The organism is Rhizobium laguerreae, from assembly GCF_002008165.1.
Taxonomy (GTDB): Bacteria; Pseudomonadota; Alphaproteobacteria; order Rhizobiales; family Rhizobiaceae; genus Rhizobium; species Rhizobium laguerreae.
This window is the reverse complement of record NZ_MRDM01000032.1, coordinates 97,160-112,336: the sequence shown is the minus strand read 5'-3', so window position 1 is coordinate 112,336 and position 15,177 is coordinate 97,160. Positions and strand designations below refer to the sequence as shown.

The 15,177-nt window shown below is 61.6% G+C and carries 13 protein-coding genes; 10 read left to right on the top strand and 3 right to left on the bottom strand.

Annotation, left to right across the window (positions count from 1 at the left end; genetic code table 11):
* Positions 1-83 precede the first annotated feature (83 nt).
* The 10 genes from BS630_RS34340 (at position 84) to BS630_RS34295 (ending at position 11,441) form a co-directional block, all read left to right on the top strand.
* Complete coding sequence (locus BS630_RS34340; RefSeq protein WP_077981040.1) at positions 84-2,606, top strand: hypothetical protein; 2,523 nt, start codon at positions 84-86, stop codon at positions 2,604-2,606.
* A gap of 65 nt (positions 2,607-2,671) precedes the next feature.
* Complete coding sequence (locus BS630_RS34335) at positions 2,672-3,931, top strand: ABC transporter substrate-binding protein (RefSeq protein WP_077981039.1); 1,260 nt, start codon at positions 2,672-2,674, stop codon at positions 3,929-3,931.
* 11 nt (positions 3,932-3,942) lie between these two features.
* Positions 3,943-4,980: a carbohydrate ABC transporter permease gene (locus BS630_RS34330; protein ID WP_077981038.1), complete on the top strand. Its 1,038-nt coding sequence runs from the start codon at positions 3,943-3,945 to the stop codon at positions 4,978-4,980.
* The gene (locus tag BS630_RS34325; protein WP_003539547.1) at positions 4,977-6,026 is read left to right on the top strand and encodes a carbohydrate ABC transporter permease; all 1,050 of its coding nucleotides are present in this window, start codon (positions 4,977-4,979) and stop codon (positions 6,024-6,026) included. The genes BS630_RS34330 and BS630_RS34325 overlap by 4 nt, the downstream gene beginning before the upstream one ends.
* Before the next feature lie 50 nt (positions 6,027-6,076).
* Positions 6,077-7,156 carry an ABC transporter ATP-binding protein gene (locus BS630_RS34320; RefSeq protein WP_077981037.1) on the top strand — a complete coding sequence of 360 codons (1,080 nt, stop codon included), beginning with the start codon at positions 6,077-6,079 and terminating at the stop codon, positions 7,154-7,156.
* Between the two features lie 316 nt (positions 7,157-7,472).
* Positions 7,473-7,682 carry a hypothetical protein gene (locus BS630_RS34315; RefSeq protein ID WP_077981036.1) on the top strand — a complete coding sequence of 70 codons (210 nt, stop codon included), beginning with the start codon at positions 7,473-7,475 and terminating at the stop codon, positions 7,680-7,682.
* Positions 7,683-7,691: 9 nt separating this feature from the next.
* The gene (locus tag BS630_RS34310) at positions 7,692-8,066 is read left to right on the top strand and encodes a GFA family protein (RefSeq protein WP_077981035.1); all 375 of its coding nucleotides are present in this window, start codon (positions 7,692-7,694) and stop codon (positions 8,064-8,066) included.
* Positions 8,067-8,227: 161 nt separating this feature from the next.
* Complete coding sequence (locus BS630_RS34305) at positions 8,228-9,520, top strand: efflux RND transporter periplasmic adaptor subunit (protein ID WP_077981034.1); 1,293 nt, start codon at positions 8,228-8,230, stop codon at positions 9,518-9,520.
* Positions 9,521-9,532: 12 nt separating this feature from the next.
* A complete protein-coding gene (locus BS630_RS34300) occupies positions 9,533-10,249 on the top strand; it encodes an ABC transporter ATP-binding protein (protein WP_025394513.1) in 717 nt (238 codons plus the stop codon).
* A complete protein-coding gene (locus BS630_RS34295; RefSeq protein ID WP_072638506.1) occupies positions 10,239-11,441 on the top strand; it encodes an ABC transporter permease in 1,203 nt (400 codons plus the stop codon). Before BS630_RS34300 ends, BS630_RS34295 begins: the two co-directional genes overlap by 11 nt.
* Positions 11,442-11,456: 15 nt before the next feature.
* Here BS630_RS34295 and BS630_RS34290 read toward each other — a convergent pair whose 3' ends face one another.
* From BS630_RS34290 to BS630_RS34280, 3 genes are all read right to left on the bottom strand, one after another.
* Positions 11,457-12,683: a MalY/PatB family protein gene (locus tag BS630_RS34290; RefSeq protein WP_077981033.1), complete on the bottom strand. Its 1,227-nt coding sequence runs from the start codon at positions 12,681-12,683 to the stop codon at positions 11,457-11,459.
* Positions 12,684-12,823: 140 nt separating this feature from the next.
* Entirely contained in the window at positions 12,824-13,963 is a 1,140-nt protein-coding gene (locus tag BS630_RS34285) for an amino acid ABC transporter permease (RefSeq protein WP_077981032.1), read from the bottom strand.
* Position 13,964: 1 nt separating this feature from the next.
* Entirely contained in the window at positions 13,965-15,152 is a 1,188-nt protein-coding gene (locus tag BS630_RS34280) for an amino acid ABC transporter permease (protein ID WP_077981031.1), read from the bottom strand.
* Between the last annotated feature and the right edge of the window lie 25 nt (positions 15,153-15,177).

The window sequence follows — 15,177 nt, the reverse complement described above, 5'->3', positions numbered from 1 at the left end:
GGGAGGCTTTGAAGATGCGGCTTGAGGGTCAATCCGTGCGTCGGCGTTCTGTCCGGCGTACCAAGGCTTGAGCGGGCTGAAGCATGACCGCTGAGCAGCAATCCCATCTCCGCCGTGGAACGGCCAAGGCCAGCCCGATCGTCTACTGGCAGCTCGCCGACCTGTGGCAGCAGCGCTACGATGTCGCCGACCGCCCGATGGAAGGCAGCATGGATCCGTTTTTCTTCGTCACCAAGACGAAGAACTTCATTCCGCATGAATATCCCTGCCGCACCGAATTCAAAAAATCCTTCTCCGACCGTCGGCCGCAACCGGCTGCCGAATTCGAGGCGGTCCGCTGGTGGCTTCCCTTTGCCTCCCCGCGTGTCGATCTCTCCGGCTTCTGGTTTCGCCCGACACGCATCGGCTGCTGGGCGCGCACCTTCCTCGATGCCCGCGCCGCGGGACGTGCCACGCTTCGGCTGTCGACCTGCGGCGGCGCGATCCTCTTCGTCAATGGCAGCGAGCAGGGCTTCATGGCGCCTTACGGGCGCAATCTCGAAGCCGAGCAGCTGTTCGAGGTCGAACTCACGGCCGGCCTGAACGAAATCCGCGTCTATTTCGACGATCTCGCCGAGCGCGACGCCCGCTTCTATTTCCAGCTGGATTATGTCGAAGGGCCGGAAGTTGAAACTGCCGTGCCTGTTCCCATCGCCGCCGGTGATGCGGATGCGCTGGAGGCGATCCTCGAAGGCATGTGTTTCGACCGCACCGCCTATCTCGGCGAAGACGTGACCATCCTTTTTCCCACGCCGCTGCCGGTGGCGCTGAGCTGCCATGTCGAGATCGAAGGCGACTTCATGTCGATCGAGCGCTTCGACTATGATTTCGATCTGGAAGCGGGGGCAACGAAACTGGCGCTCGGCACCTCGGCGGATATGCCCGCCGATTTCCGCCATTTCCGCATCACCTTCAAAGCAGGTACGCTTTCGCTCGGTCGCACGCTCGGTGTCGAGATCTGTCATCCGGAGCGGCAGGGGGAGGCACCCGCCGCCCTTGAAGACCGCGTCGCCGAGGCGCTGGCCGAGGTTGCCGCCCATTCCGAGCCCGACACGGTCTGCGCTTTCGCGCGCCTTGCGCTGGGCCAAGGCGGCGAGGAAACCGAGGCGATGATCTCGGCGATGCTGCCGGTCATCGAGGATTGTCACGACTGCGCCGATTTCGTGCTGGTGCCGCTGCTCTTTGCCTATACGCGCTGGAGCGATCTGCTGTCACCCGCGCTGTGCGACAGGATCGAGCATGCCGTCCTCAATTACCGCTACTGGATGGATGAGCCCGGCAACGATGTTCAGTGGTATTTCTCGGAAAACCACGCGCTTCTCTTCCATACGGCCGCCTATCTCGGCGGCAGGCTTTTCCCCGATGCCGTCTTCGTTCGTTCCGGCCGCACCGGCACCGAGCAGATGAAGGTCGGCGAAGAGCGTGTCCGCGCCTGGCTCGATCATTTCGAGCGCTGGGAAATGGCCGAGTGGAATTCCGTTCCCTATTTCCCGATCGACCTTAAGGGGCTGACGGCGCTGGCCGCCTGCGCGCCGGATGATACGATCCGCAACCGGGCGAGTGCCAGCATCGTCCGCCTGATGGAGATCGTCGCCCGCTCGGCCCATCACGGCATGCTGACTGGCAGCCAGGGCCGCTCCTACGAACATACGTTGCGCCCCGGCCGCTCGGTCGAACTCTCCGCCATTGCCCGGCTGCTCTGGGGCCGCGGCTGGTACGGCCGGCGTGTCCACGCTTTGCCGCAGCTTGCCGTCTGCATCCGCGATCATGGCCTGCGTTTTCCAGAAACGCTGGCCGCGATCGCCGCGCACCAGTCCGACGACGCGCAGGAATGGACCTTTTCCCAGGGCGAAAACCGTTTCGCCGCCCTCTATCACTATAAAACCCGCGACACCGCGCTCGGCACCATCGCCCGTTATCGTCCCGGCGCCTGGGGCTACCAGGAGACGGTGCTGCACCTGCGTCTCGGCAGCCGGCCGGAAGCGCAGATCTGGATCAATCATCCCGGCGAATCCATCCAGTTCGGTTATGGCCGGCCGAGCTTCTGGGGCGGCTGCGGAACGCTGCCGCGGGTACATCAGTATCGCGATCTGGCGATCCTCGATTTCGAGATCCACGAAGGCCAGCCGGATTTCACCCACGCCTGGTTCCCGCTCGAGGCCTTCGACGACACGGTGGTTGACGGCAATCTGGCGCTCGCCCGTTCGGGCAACGGCATTGCGATGCTGATCGGCAACGGCGCACTGGAGCCGGTAAAGCAAGGCCCGACGACGGATATCGAGCTGCGTCTGGCCGGCCGCAACGGCCGCTGGATCGTCCGTCTCTCCGATCTCGGGCGCGAGGGTAGCCTTGAAGAAATGCAGGCGCGTTTCGCCACGCTTTCGGCCCGCCGAGACGACGAGGGCGCATTGCTCGTCGTCGATCCGGATTATGGCCGGGTCGTCTTCGAAGAAGACGGCACTGTGCGCGCCGAAGCCCGTATTCTTCGCCCGACGGACTGGTCGGTGCGGGGAGACGCGGTACATCTGAAGATACCGGCCAGGCAGCCTCGGCGCGCTGCCTCGTAGACGACATGTCCGGCAGGTGGAGGACCGGCCGGGCGCATGAATATATCGGTCAAGAGGAGGAGAAAATGACCAGAATGAAATCGATCGGCGCGGCTTTTGCTGCAATTCTGTTGAGTTCTGTTGCCGCCCATGCCGGCGACGTGCGCATCATGTGGTATTCCGACGGCGGCGAAGGCGAGGTGATCAAGGATCTGCTGTCGCGCTTCTCGAAGGCCAATCCCGACGTCAACGTCATCCTCGACGAAGTCTCCTACGACGTCGTCAAGGAACAGCTGCCGGTGCAGCTCGAAGCCGGGCAGGGGCCGGATATCGCCCGCCTCACCAATCTGAAGGCGCCGGCGCAGCACTGGCTCGATCTTCGCCCCTACCTCACCGACGCGAAATACTGGGAGGATAATTTCGGCGCCCAGGCAGACTGGATGCGTCCGGACGGATCGACTGCCATCACCGGCTTCATGACCCAGCTGACGCTGACCGGCGGCTTCGTCAACAAGACGCTGTTCGAGCAGGCCGGCGTCGAGATCCCCGGCCCGAAAGCCACCTGGGACGACTGGGCGGCGGCGGCCAAGAAGGTTGCCGACAGTCAGAAGGTCTTCGCCATGGCGATCGACCGCTCCGGCCACCGCGTCTCCGGCCCGAATATCTCCTACGGCGCCAACTATATCGCCGCCGACGGCAAGCCGGCGCCGATCGATCAGGGCGCCAAGGACTTCCTCAGCCGCTTCGTCAAGTGGAACGAGGACGGCACCATGAACAAGGATGTCTGGGTCAGTGCTGCCGGCACCACCTACCGCTCCGCCGCAGAGGACTTCATCAATGGCGGCCTTGCCTATCTCTATTCGGGCAGCTGGCAGGTTTCGGGCTTCGCCCAGAAGATCGGCGACAATTTCGACTGGGTGATGGCGGGCAGCCCCTGCGGCACGGCCGCATGCTCCGGCATGCAGGGCGGCGCCGGTCTCGTCGCCGTCAAATACACCAAGAACCCGAAGGACGTCGCCAAGGTGATGGATTACCTGGCAGGTGCCGACGTGCAGAAGGAATTTGCCGAACGCAGCCTGTTCATTCCCGCGCATAAGGGTGTCGCGGCCGGCCAGATGGACTTCAAGACCGACAATCCGCATGTGCAGGCGGCGCTAAAGGCTTTCGTTGAGGCGGCCGGCCAGACGGCGGCACCCGCCATAAAGCTGCCAGGCTGGAAGTGGTCGGATGCCTATTACAGCGCCATCGTCGCCCGCATCAGCCAGGTGATCGCCGGCGAAATGAAGCTCGACGATGCCTATGCCCGCATCGACGAGGACATCAAGGCCAAGGTCGCCGGCAACTGACGGAAGAACAGATGACGGCGAAAACGGTTTCTTCTGAACCACCTGTCAAAACCGGTCTCCGGCAGGCGCTGCTTGCACCTGTCCGGCTTGTCATGGGGATCGTCGACATTCCCATGCGTGGCTGGCAGAAGCTGACCGGGCTTAACGGCATGGCGGGCGTCTTCCTGGCGCCCAACATGCTGATCTTCACCGTCTTCGTGCTGCTGCCGCTGGTCATCAACTTCATCTATTCGACGACGAGCGGCAGCGCCATCTTCCTGCAGAACAGGACCTATATCGGCGCCGACCAATACCGCATCCTCTTCGATTGCGGCAGCTATCTCGACCCTTCGACCTGTGCCGCCGACACCTTCTGGGCGGCGGTGCGCAACACCGCCGTCTTCGTCGTCTTCCAGGTGACGGTGATGCTGATCGCAGCGCTCGCAACGGCTTTGATCCTCAACCGCGAGCTTTCCAATCGCGGCTTCTGGCGCGCCGTCTTCTTCTTTCCGGTGCTGCTGTCGCCCGTCGTCGTCGGCCTGATCTGGAAATGGATCCTGCAGCGTGAGGGCCTGTTGAACTATGCGCTGAGCCCCTTCGGCTTCGAACCCTTCTCCTGGCTCAGCGATCGTTTCTGGGCCTTCTTCTTCGCCGTCTTCGTCTCGGTCTGGGCGCATATGGGCTTTTATGCGCTGATCCTGCTCGCCGGCCTGCAGGCGATCCCGCGCGATCTTTACGAGGCGGCGGCGATGGACAGCGCCCGCCCGACCCGCATCTTCCGGCGCATTACCCTGCCGCTTCTGATGCCGAACCTCATCGTCGTGCTGGTCTTGGCGCTGATCCGCGCCGTGCAGATTTTTGACGAGGTCTTCGTGCTCACCGGCGGCGGACCGGGCACCAGCACCATGTACATCACCCAATATATCTACGAGACCGGCTTTGCGAGTTCGCTGCGCAATCCGGGACTGGCGTCGGCCGCCTCGATCCTGATGGGCATCGTGCTCGTCATCTTGACCCTGGTCCAGCTCGGCGTCAGTAGTCGCAACGAGAAGAAGGGAGCACGCCAATGAGCGCCGTTTCTGCCTTTCTGCTCCGCCGGCGGGGTCGCGGCTGGCATTGGACGGATGTCGTCACCTGGATCTGGCTGATCTCGGGCGTCTTCCTGATGTTCGGCCCAGCCGTCTGGCTGGTCTTCTCCTCGTTCAAGACCCCGGCGGCCCTTGCCGAATTCCCGCCCTCCTTCCTGCCCTATGTCACCGAACAGGCCGTGGTGCCGGGATACGACAAGCCGCTGCCGCTCTATAATGTCGCAATGCCGGATGGCAGCACCCGTGTGCTCGCCGAAGTCCGCCGCATCGGCATCATCGGCCAGATGGTCGATCCGAAACAGCCGGGCGAAATCGTCAAGGCGAATATCAAGGACCGCACGCCGGTGCGCCAGGTCGAATTCGCCGGCGGCAATTACACCGAACCGTTCCAGCGCTTCGATTTCTTCCTGTTCCTGCGCAACTCCGTCTTCGTCACCGTCGTGGCGACGGCGATTACGCTGCTCGTCAATTCCATGGCCGCCTTCGCGCTGTCGAAATACCAGTTCCCCGGCCGCACCGCTGTCATGCTGATGATCCTGGCGACGCTGATGGTGCCGCTCTCGGTCATCGTCGTGCCGCTCTATTCCGTCATCGGCACGCTGAACCTCTTCGACAGCCTCTGGGGTGTCATCCTGCCGACGGTCGCCACGCCGACGGGCGTCTTCCTGCTCAGGCAATACATGCTGACGATCCCCGACGAATTGCTCGACGCCGCGCGTATGGACAAGGCTAGCGAATGGCAGATCTACTGGCGCATCATCCTGCCGCTGTCGGCGCCGGCGCTCGCCGTGCTGGCGATCTTCTCGGTCGTCTGGCGCTGGAACGACTTCCTCTGGCCGCTGATCGTGCTGTCGCGCAAGGAACTCTATACGCTGCAGGTCGGCCTCAACGTCTATGCCGGCGAGCTCAATGTGCAATGGCACTACATCCTCGCCATGACCGTCGTCTCGATGATCCCGGTCGTGCTGATCTTCGTCTTCCTGCAGCGCTTTATCACCACGGGCATTGCCGGCTCGGGGCTCAAATAGGCCAGCTATAATTTGAAAGAGGCCAGCTTACATATGAAACAGGAGAGTGCATGAGCGGGCTTGAGCTCAGGAACATCGTCAAGAACTTCGGCGCCGTCGAGGTCATTCGCGATGTCTCGCTTCATGTCAACGACGGCGAGTTCGTCGCTTTCGTCGGCCCATCCGGCTGCGGAAAATCGACGCTGCTGCGCCTGATCGCCGGCCTCGATAAGCCGACTGGCGGCAGCATCGCCATTGACGGCAAGGATGTTACCGCTATCAGCGCCGCCGATCGCGGCCTGGCCATGGTCTTCCAGTCCTATGCGCTCTATCCGCATATGAGCGTCAGGGAAAACCTCGCCTTCGGTCTCGAGAACACCAAGGTAGCGAAAGCCGAAATCGAAGCGCGCATCACCGACGCCGCGCGCATGCTGGAGATCGAACCTTTCCTGCAGCGCCGTCCGGGCCAGCTCTCCGGCGGCCAGCGCCAGCGCGTGGCGATCGGCCGCGCCATCGTGCGGCGGCCGGATGCCTTCCTGCTCGACGAGCCGCTATCCAATCTCGACGCCGAACTCAGGGTCAGCATGCGTGCCGAACTGGCGGCCCTTCACGCCCGCCTGAAGGCGACGATGATCTACGTCACCCACGATCAGGTCGAGGCGATGACGCTGGCCGACCGCATCGTCGTCTTGAGAAGCGGCAGGATTGAGCAGGTGGGAACCCCGCTGGAACTCTATAACAAACCGGCCAACCGCTTCGTCGCCGGCTTCATCGGCGCGCCGCACATGAATTTCCTCGAAGGTGCGATCGTCGGTCACGACGGCGGTTTCGCTGAGGTCGAAACCGTCGGCGGCCATCGCCTTTCCGTCATTGCCAAGGAGACCCGCCCGGCGGGCGAAAGGGTCAGCATCGGCATTCGGCCGCAGCATATCACCCTTGCCGATGCCGGCTCCGCGAGCAGGCTGGATACAAGCGTCACGCTTGTCGAGGAACTGGGCTCGGAGACCGTCGTGCACGCCGAGGCGGCCGGAAAGAAGCTGATTGCGGTCTTTGCCGGCCAGCAGCGCATGAAATCCGGCGACAGCCTGCCGCTGCATCTCGATCCCGATATACTCCACCTCTTCGGCGAGGACGGCCGGCGCCTGTCTTAACGAATGTCGCGCTAAAGTGGGCAGCGGTTTTCCATTCGAAAAGAGCGGGATGAGGAAGCGGACCGGGCGGGCAGGGAACTCGTCTGCCACTGCGTTGGCCACCGGGAGAAAGCGGAAAAATCCCGATGTTCTCCAGTACCGCTGTGTCCGCTTGGCGTGGCCCGCAACCTCGGTCCGAAAAATACGCATATCGGCGAAAAGGTTCCAGGAAAACAACCGCATTCCCCAATGCCGGAAGCCTCGATGCGGCTCGTCGGCTCTTTCCAAATCGACAGCTCGCTCTAGCTTAAAAGGGACGTGACGAAAGGAGAAAACCATGACCGACGCACCGAATACGGCGACCCCGGCGCGAAGAGTGTTGCGTGGCCGCCCCTACAGCATCGGCGAATTTGCCAGGAAATACCGGTTGGATGACAAGGAGGCAAAGCGCCTCTACGACAAGTTCGGCCCCTCCGCCACCGAACTCGACCTGTTGATGGCGGCAAAGCAGCGCCCGCCGGGCCTGCCGACCAATCTCGACGCCTGACGGTCCGACATGAAAATCCGAACCGGAAGCTGCCTTTGCGGGGCGGTCGCCTACAGGGTGGACGGCGAACCGCTTCGCGTCGGCCTTTGCCACTGCGCCGATTGCCGCAAATCGAGCGGCTCCGCCTTCACCTTTTTCGCGGTCTGGCCGCGCCAGGCTTTCTCCCATAACGGCGAGATCGCCACCTTCGCCGGCCGCAGCTTCTGCCCCGCCTGTGGCAGCAGGCTTTTCTGCCTTAGGGATGACGAGGCGGAAATCCGCCTAGGGTCCCTGGACACTCCGCCGACCGACCTTGCGCCTGGCTATGAAGTCTGGATCAAGCGGCGCGAACCGTGGCTGCATCCTTTGCCGGGCGCGGGCCAATATGCCGAGGACGCGGATTGATAGACGCTTCGGGCGCCTGAACCAGCCTTTCCTTACCAATATTTCATTTCACCCATCCGCAATTCCGTGCCAGTTCGGCGGCACGCTAATCGCCGGTTCATCTGCGTTGTGATTATTTCGCCGCAGAGGCAGCAGGCGGCCACTGACGAATTGAGGACGACATGAACAAAATCGTAAGCGGCAGCGAGACCGGAGCAAAGACAGGCGTAGCGTCCGATCTCGCCGCGGTCCTTGCCGCATCGGGACGGCAGGGCAAGCGGAGCCGCTGGCGCGGACGCCTGCTCATCCTGCTGATCCTCATCGCTGCCGCAGCAGTCGCCGCCTATTTCTATATGGCCCGCGGGCAAAGCGAAGTGAGCTATGCCACCCAGCCGGCAAAACGCGGCGATCTGACGGTGCTCGTCACCGCCACCGGCTCGGTGCAGCCGACCGAGCAGGTGGATATATCGAGCGAACTGTCCGGCACGGTCCGCGACGTCAATGTCGACTACAACAGCACGGTCAAATCAGGCGAAGTGCTCGCCCTCCTCGATACCAACAAGCTCGAGGCGGATGTGAAAAGCTCGCGCGCCAAGCTCAATTCGGCCAAGGCGAACGTCGTCAAGGCCGATGCCGATATGCAATCGGCAAGCACCTCGCTCGAGCGGTTGAAGAGCCTGGTCAGGAGCAATGTCTCCACCCAGCAGAGCCTCGACGACGCCAGCTACAAATATGATTCTGCCGTTGCCGCCAAACAGATCAACGAAGCCGAGGTCCTGGCCTCGGAAGCCGACCTGCAGCTTGCCGAAGTCAATCTCGCCAAGGCGAAGATCATCTCGCCGATCGACGGCGTCATCCTCACCCGCTCCGTCAATCCGGGCGCCACGGTCGCAGCCTCGCTTTCGGCCCCGATCCTTTTCACCATCGCCGGCGATCTGAAGAAGATGGAGCTGCAGGTCGATGTCGACGAGGCCGATGTCGGCCAGATCGCCGTCGGCCAGAAGGCGAAGTTCACGGTCGACGCCTATCCCGACCGGACCTTTCCCGCCGAGATCGAGCAGATCCGTTTCGCCTCCGAAGTGGTCAACAATGTCGTGACCTATAAGGCGGTCCTGTCGGTCGACAATGCCGACCTGCTGCTGCGCCCCGGCATGACGGCGACGGCCGATGTCACCGTCGAGGCCGTCAAGGACACGCTGATGGTGTCGAACGCCGCGCTGCGCTATGCTCCGGCGCAGGCCGAAAGGCGTGGCCGCGGCATTTTCGGCATCTTCGGCCCGCCACGTCAGCGGAACAACAATGCCGGTTCGGCGCTGACGGGCACGCAACGCCGTGTCTGGGTGCTGCGCAACGGCCGCCCGGTGCCTGTTGTCATCCAGGTCGGCTCATCCGACGGCCAGTTCACCCAGGTCGTCTCCGGTGACCTCAAGCAAGACGACGCACTGGTGATCGACGCCACGGCGCGTGCGAACTAGGCGGAGAGACGGATGGCAAGCCCGCCGCTCATCGAATTCAGACAGGTCTCGAAAGTCTATGGCGAGGGCGAGGCGGCGATCCGCGCGCTCGACCACGTCGACCTTGCGATCAACGCCCATGAATTCGTCGCGATCATGGGGCCGTCTGGCTCCGGCAAGTCGACGGCCATGAACATTCTCGGTTGCCTCGACGTGCCGAGTGCCGGCGACTACATCTTCGAAGGCATTCCGACCAGCGGCTTCGACCGCAGCCAGCTGACGCTGCTGCGCCGCCACATGCTCGGCTTCGTCTTCCAGGGCTTCAATCTTCTGTCGCGCACCTCCGCCGTCGAAAATGTCGAGCTGCCGCTGATCTATCGCGGCATGGCGGTGCGCGAGCGGCGCGAGCGGGCCCGCGAGGCGCTAGCGCTGGTCGGATTGACCGGGCGCGAACATCACAAGACACAAGAACTGTCAGGCGGCCAGCAGCAGCGCGTCGCCATCGCCCGCGCCATCGTTACCGAGCCGGCACTGCTGCTCGCCGATGAACCCACAGGCAATCTCGATACGAAGACCAGCGTCGAGATCATGGATCTGATGACGCGGCTGAACCGCGAGCAGGGCATCACCATCGTCATGGTCACCCACGAGCCCGATATTGCCGCCTATGCGCAGCGGCTGTTGCGTTTCGTCGACGGCAAGCTGGAGACGGAAGTCGAGCATCGGAGGAGGGCGGATCATGTTCTTTGAGACGCTGAAGCTGGCGCTGCGGGCCATCAGCCGCAATATGCTGCGCTCGTTCCTGACCGTGCTCGGCGTCGTCATCGGCGTTGCCGCCGTCATCGCGCTGGTGACGATCGGCAACGGCACCACCGCACAGGTCTCGACCGAGCTGTCGCGGCTGGGCACCAACATGCTGTTCGTCCGCCCCGGCCAGTTCGGCCCCGGCCGGGCAAGTTCTGAGGCCAAGCGCTTCAGCGTCAAGGACGTCGCGGCGATCCGCGACCAGATCGGCGGCCTCAGGGCCGTGGCGCCGCTCAACCAGTCCACGGCGACGGTGATTTTCGGCGGCCAGAACCATTCCACCAGCGTCTCCGGCACCACCAACGACTATTTCATCGCACAGGACTGGAACCTGGCGCTCGGCCGCAATTTCACCCCCGCCGAGGAACGCGGCCAGGCGCGCTGCATCATCGGCGAGACAGTGCGCTCGCAGCTCTTCGGCAGCGCCGACCCTACAGGCCAGCAGATCCGCGTCGGCAAGGTCTCATGCCCCGTCATCGGCGTGTTGGCCAAGCGCGGCCAGTCCGGCATGGGCAACGACCAGGACGATGTCGTCATCATGCCGGTCAAGGTGTTCCAGCGGCGCATCAGCGGCAGCAGCAACGTGCCGCAGATCATCATCTCGGCGCGCGACGGCGTCTCCACGGCCAAGGTGCAATCCGATGTCGAAAATCTCCTGCGCGAACGCCGCAAGATCGTGCCCGGCCGCCAGGACGATTTCAACGTCAACGACATGACCCAGATCGCCGCGGCGATGACCGGCACGACGACGTTATTGACCGGCCTGCTCGGCGCCGTCGCGGCCATCAGCCTGCTCGTCGGCGGCATCGGCATCATGAACATCATGCTGGTCTCCGTCACCGAGCGCACCCGCGAAATCGGCATCCGCTTGGCGATCGGCGCGCTCGAAAACCAGGTGCTCACCCAGTTCCTGGTCGAGGCGGTGGCCCTGTCGCTGTTCGGCGGCATCACCGGCATCATACTGGGCCTCGGCCTCGGCTTCGGCACCGTGACGCTCCTGAAAGTCCCCTTCGTCTTCAGCCCCCTAATGGTCGCCGTCGCCTTCCTCTTCTCCGCGGCGATCGGCATGATCTTCGGCTATTTCCCGGCGAGAAGGGCCGCGCAGTTGAACCCTATTGAGGCGCTGCGGCACGAGTGAGAGACGCCGCAAGCGCTATAGCGATGCGAGGGCGCGTGCCATGCGTCCGAGCGCTTCCTTGAGGATTGAGCGCGGACAACCGACGTTTAGGCGGATGAATCCTTCTCCACCCGGGCCATAGACCCGCCCGTCGTAAAGGTTGACCCCGGCCCGGTCGACGAAGAATCGATGGATTCCTTCCACTTTTACGTCCAACTCTCGCGCATCCAGCCACACCAGATATGACGCGTCAGGTCTCATGGGTGTGATACCCGGAAGATTGCTGCCCGCTATGATCGAGACGAGATTGACGTTTTCGCGAATATAAGGTGTAAGGCTGTCAAGCCATTGATCGCCCGAGCTATACGCGACTTCAAGAGCCAGCCGCCCGAAATAGTGAGCGTTCAGCATGAACGATGCTTGCATGACCTGGAACAGTTCCTCGCGGCGCTTCCGGTCAGCAACGGAAACGGTAGCCGCAGGTACGCCGGCCAGGTTAAATGTCTTGGTTGGTGCTGTGCAGATGAAGGATTTTGCCGCAGCGGCTTCATCGAGAGAGGAGAATACGATATGAGGACGATCGCTTAGTCGAATGTCGCAGTGAATGTCGTCGGAGATGACCAGGATGCCGTAGTGCTCACATATGGTGTCGAGGCTCTTCAGCTCCTCACGTGTCCAGGCCTTTCCGGCAGGGTTGTGCGGATTGCACAATAAAAATGCGCGGGCGCCGTTCGCAGCTTGCCGTTCGAAGTCCTCCAGATCGAGCTCGTACGCGCCGTTCGTAAGTCTCAGGCGGTTGATCAGGAGCTTCCTGCTATTCTCGCGGACGACTTGGAAATATGGGGAATAGACCGGTGCCTGGACGATGACGCCGTCACCAGCTTGCGTAAAGGTCCGCAAGATGGCTGCGACGGAGGGCATGATTGCCGGAGCAGGAAGCAGCGTCTCGATATCCACATTCCAGCCGTGGCGGCGCTTGAACCAGGATTTTATGATTTCGTAGTGGTGCGGATCGCGCTTGGTATAGCCATAGATGCCATGATCAACGGCCTCGCGCAGGCGTGCAATCACCGGTTCCGGCGCACGAAAATCCATGTCGGCCGTCCAAAGCGATATCAATCCGTCACCCTCGACGCGGGGAGAGAATTCGTCCCATTGATTGGCCCATTTCGCCGAGCCGAATTGGCTACGGTCGTGGACAACGTCAAAATTCGGCTCCTCGGCGCCCAGTTTCCTGGTCGCCGGTGCACGGGAATGTGTCATCGGTTGGATTCCTAGTGCCAATGTGTGCGCAAGCCGCGCGTTGAATGAGCGGGACAATCGCCTCTGTCGCAGGAACTGCCCAGCGGCTGCTGTGATGTCGCCAGCGGCGTCTACTTCGGATTGTTCAACATCCGCACTTCCTATGATTTGTGACCGCGCGCGAGATGACTTTCCACGGACATGGAATACCGAGACATCCCGAAACAGAAGATCCAGTAGATAACCGCCGCGAAAAGATAACCGGTTGACGAGATAGTCGGTCCCGCCCAGTTCGGATCGATACGGGCGGTTTCGACCGCTCGCAGAAAGTCTGCAATGCCGACGATTGCGACGAGCGTCGTGTCCTTGAATAGTCCAATGAATGTCGAAACGATGCCGGGAATGACGATCGCGAGCGCTTGAGGCAGGATGACGAGCCTCATGCTCGTGAAGTACCCGAGGCCCAGCGCCTGAGCCGCTTCATATTGCCCTTTGGAGATTGCCTGCAGTCCGGCACGAACGACTTCCGCCATGTAAGCCGCCGAGAAGAGGGCGGTGCCGATCATTGGGCGAAGAAGCCTGTCCGGCGTGAGCGCCTCGGGCACAAACAGGGGCATCATGAAGTTCGCCATGAACAGTACGGTGATGAACGGTACGCCTCGCACAACTTCGATATAAAAGACGCAAACGGCCTTGACGATCGGGAGCTCGGAACGTCTGCCGAGTGCGAGAACGATTCCGAGCGGCAGCGAAAACACGATCCCGACGATGGACATCAACAGCGTGATCATCATTCCGCCCCAGAGGGTGGTGTCTACTATCGGTAAGCCCATAGATTCAACGCCACGAAGCAGCGCAAACGTCGCAATGGGATAAATTCCAAAAAACAGCGATGCCGCCATGTTACGATGTGGCGCGCTCCGCCATAGGAGCCACCCGACCAAGGCAGCACCAATCAGCTGCGTTACGTCGACCCGCCAGCGCTCGGTTGCCGGATATGCGCCGTACCGTAGATAGTTCAGTTTAGCGGCGACAAACAACCAGCATGCGCCGTCTGGATTGGCACGGCAGGTTTCGCTGTCACCGCTCCACACGGCATTTATCAAGGCAAAGCTCAGGAATAGCCAAACGAGCCAAACCGCCAGCCCGGTGAAGCACACGGTTAAAAGGCATGAGAAGGGACTCGAGAACAGGTTCGTCTGCACCCAAGTCATAGGGCCGGGCTGGATTCCGGGCGGCGGAGCGACAGCAGGAATGTATTCATGTCGATATGCAGCCGGCGCATGAAGAGCTTCATTCATCTCATCTCTCCACGAGCGCAAAACGTTGGTTAAAGGCGTTCATGGCGGCCGATGTGATCAAAGAGATGACGAGATAGACCGCGAGCGTTATGGCCATCACCTGGACCGCCGCCCCCGTTTGATTGAGGACCGATCCCGCAAAGACCTGAACGAGGTCGGGATAGCCAATAAAAACAGCAAGCGATGAGTTTTTGATCAAGTTCAGATATTGACTGGTCAGTGGCGGAATGATGATCCGCAATGCTTGCGGAACCACAACCAGGCGTAACGTTTTGCCGTCCGGCAGACCGAGCGCATGGGCCGCTTCTGTCTGTCCCTTCGAAACGGCTTGAATGCCGCCGCGGACGATCTCAGCGATAAATGACGCCGTGTAAACAGAAAGGCCGATGAGCAGGGCGGCAAATTCGGGGTAGATTTGCTGGCCACCACGGAAGTTGAAACCCTTCAACTCCGGATAGGTGAAGGTCACGGGACTGCCCATTGCTAAATAAGCAAGCAGCGGTGACCCAACGAGGGCGAGTATGCTGACTAGGAGGATTGGAAGCTGCTTGCCGGTTCGCTTCTGGACGGTCCGGGCGTAGGCCCCGAATGCAACAGCAACAGCTATCCCGACAGCGATTGCGACGCCGACCCAGCTGGCGCCGGCCTGAAGTTCAACCGCTGGCATTATGACCCCGCGATTGTTGAGGTATATTCCCCCTGGAAGGGAGATCGATGCCTTTGGAGCGGGCAGCGGCTTGAGGACTGCGTTGTACCAGAACAGAAGCTGAAGCAGCAGCGGGATATTTCGGATGACTTCGACAAAGGAGGTCGCGACTTTGGCCGCTATCCAGTTGCGGGAAAGGCGTGAAACGCCGATCAGGAAACCGATAATCGTAGCAAAAACGATGCCGAGTACACTTACCAGGAGCGTGTTCGCAACACCTACCCAAAAGGCCTGTCCATAGGTGGACAGGGTGTCGTATGGGATCAGCGTCTGGTTGATCTGAAATCCTGACGTTTGGTTCCAGAAATCAAATGTGAGAGGAATGCCGCGTCGTTTCATGTTGGAAACGGTTTGGGTTGCAACCGCAGCGAGGATCACTGACAGGCTCACCGCCAACGCGGCTTGATAGGCGATGCCACGGACCTTTTTGTCATGCAACGAGAAGGTTTTGCGCACATAAATTGGCTGAGATATGTCAACCATTCGTTCCTCCCAACTAGGAAGAGGC

Excerpts from the sequence above, each read along its gene's own strand:
- BS630_RS34340 (WP_077981040.1), top strand. The coding sequence starts at position 84 with ATGACCGCTGAGCAGCAATCCCATCTCCGCCGTGGAACGGCCAAGGCC.
- BS630_RS34335 (WP_077981039.1), top strand. The coding sequence starts at position 2,672 with ATGACCAGAATGAAATCGATCGGCGCGGCTTTTGCTGCAATTCTGTTG.
- BS630_RS34330 (WP_077981038.1), top strand. The coding sequence starts at position 3,943 with ATGACGGCGAAAACGGTTTCTTCTGAACCACCTGTCAAAACCGGTCTC.
- BS630_RS34325 (WP_003539547.1), top strand. The coding sequence starts at position 4,977 with ATGAGCGCCGTTTCTGCCTTTCTGCTCCGCCGGCGGGGTCGCGGCTGG.
- BS630_RS34320 (WP_077981037.1), top strand. The coding sequence starts at position 6,077 with ATGAGCGGGCTTGAGCTCAGGAACATCGTCAAGAACTTCGGCGCCGTC.
- BS630_RS34315 (WP_077981036.1), top strand. The coding sequence starts at position 7,473 with ATGACCGACGCACCGAATACGGCGACCCCGGCGCGAAGAGTGTTGCGT.
- BS630_RS34310 (WP_077981035.1), top strand. The coding sequence starts at position 7,692 with ATGAAAATCCGAACCGGAAGCTGCCTTTGCGGGGCGGTCGCCTACAGG.
- BS630_RS34305 (WP_077981034.1), top strand. The coding sequence starts at position 8,228 with ATGAACAAAATCGTAAGCGGCAGCGAGACCGGAGCAAAGACAGGCGTA.
- BS630_RS34300 (WP_025394513.1), top strand. The coding sequence starts at position 9,533 with ATGGCAAGCCCGCCGCTCATCGAATTCAGACAGGTCTCGAAAGTCTAT.
- BS630_RS34295 (WP_072638506.1), top strand. The coding sequence starts at position 10,239 with ATGTTCTTTGAGACGCTGAAGCTGGCGCTGCGGGCCATCAGCCGCAAT.
- BS630_RS34290 (WP_077981033.1), bottom strand. The coding sequence starts at position 12,683 with ATGACACATTCCCGTGCACCGGCGACCAGGAAACTGGGCGCCGAGGAG.
- BS630_RS34285 (WP_077981032.1), bottom strand. The coding sequence starts at position 13,963 with ATGAATGAAGCTCTTCATGCGCCGGCTGCATATCGACATGAATACATT.
- BS630_RS34280 (WP_077981031.1), bottom strand. The coding sequence starts at position 15,152 with ATGGTTGACATATCTCAGCCAATTTATGTGCGCAAAACCTTCTCGTTG.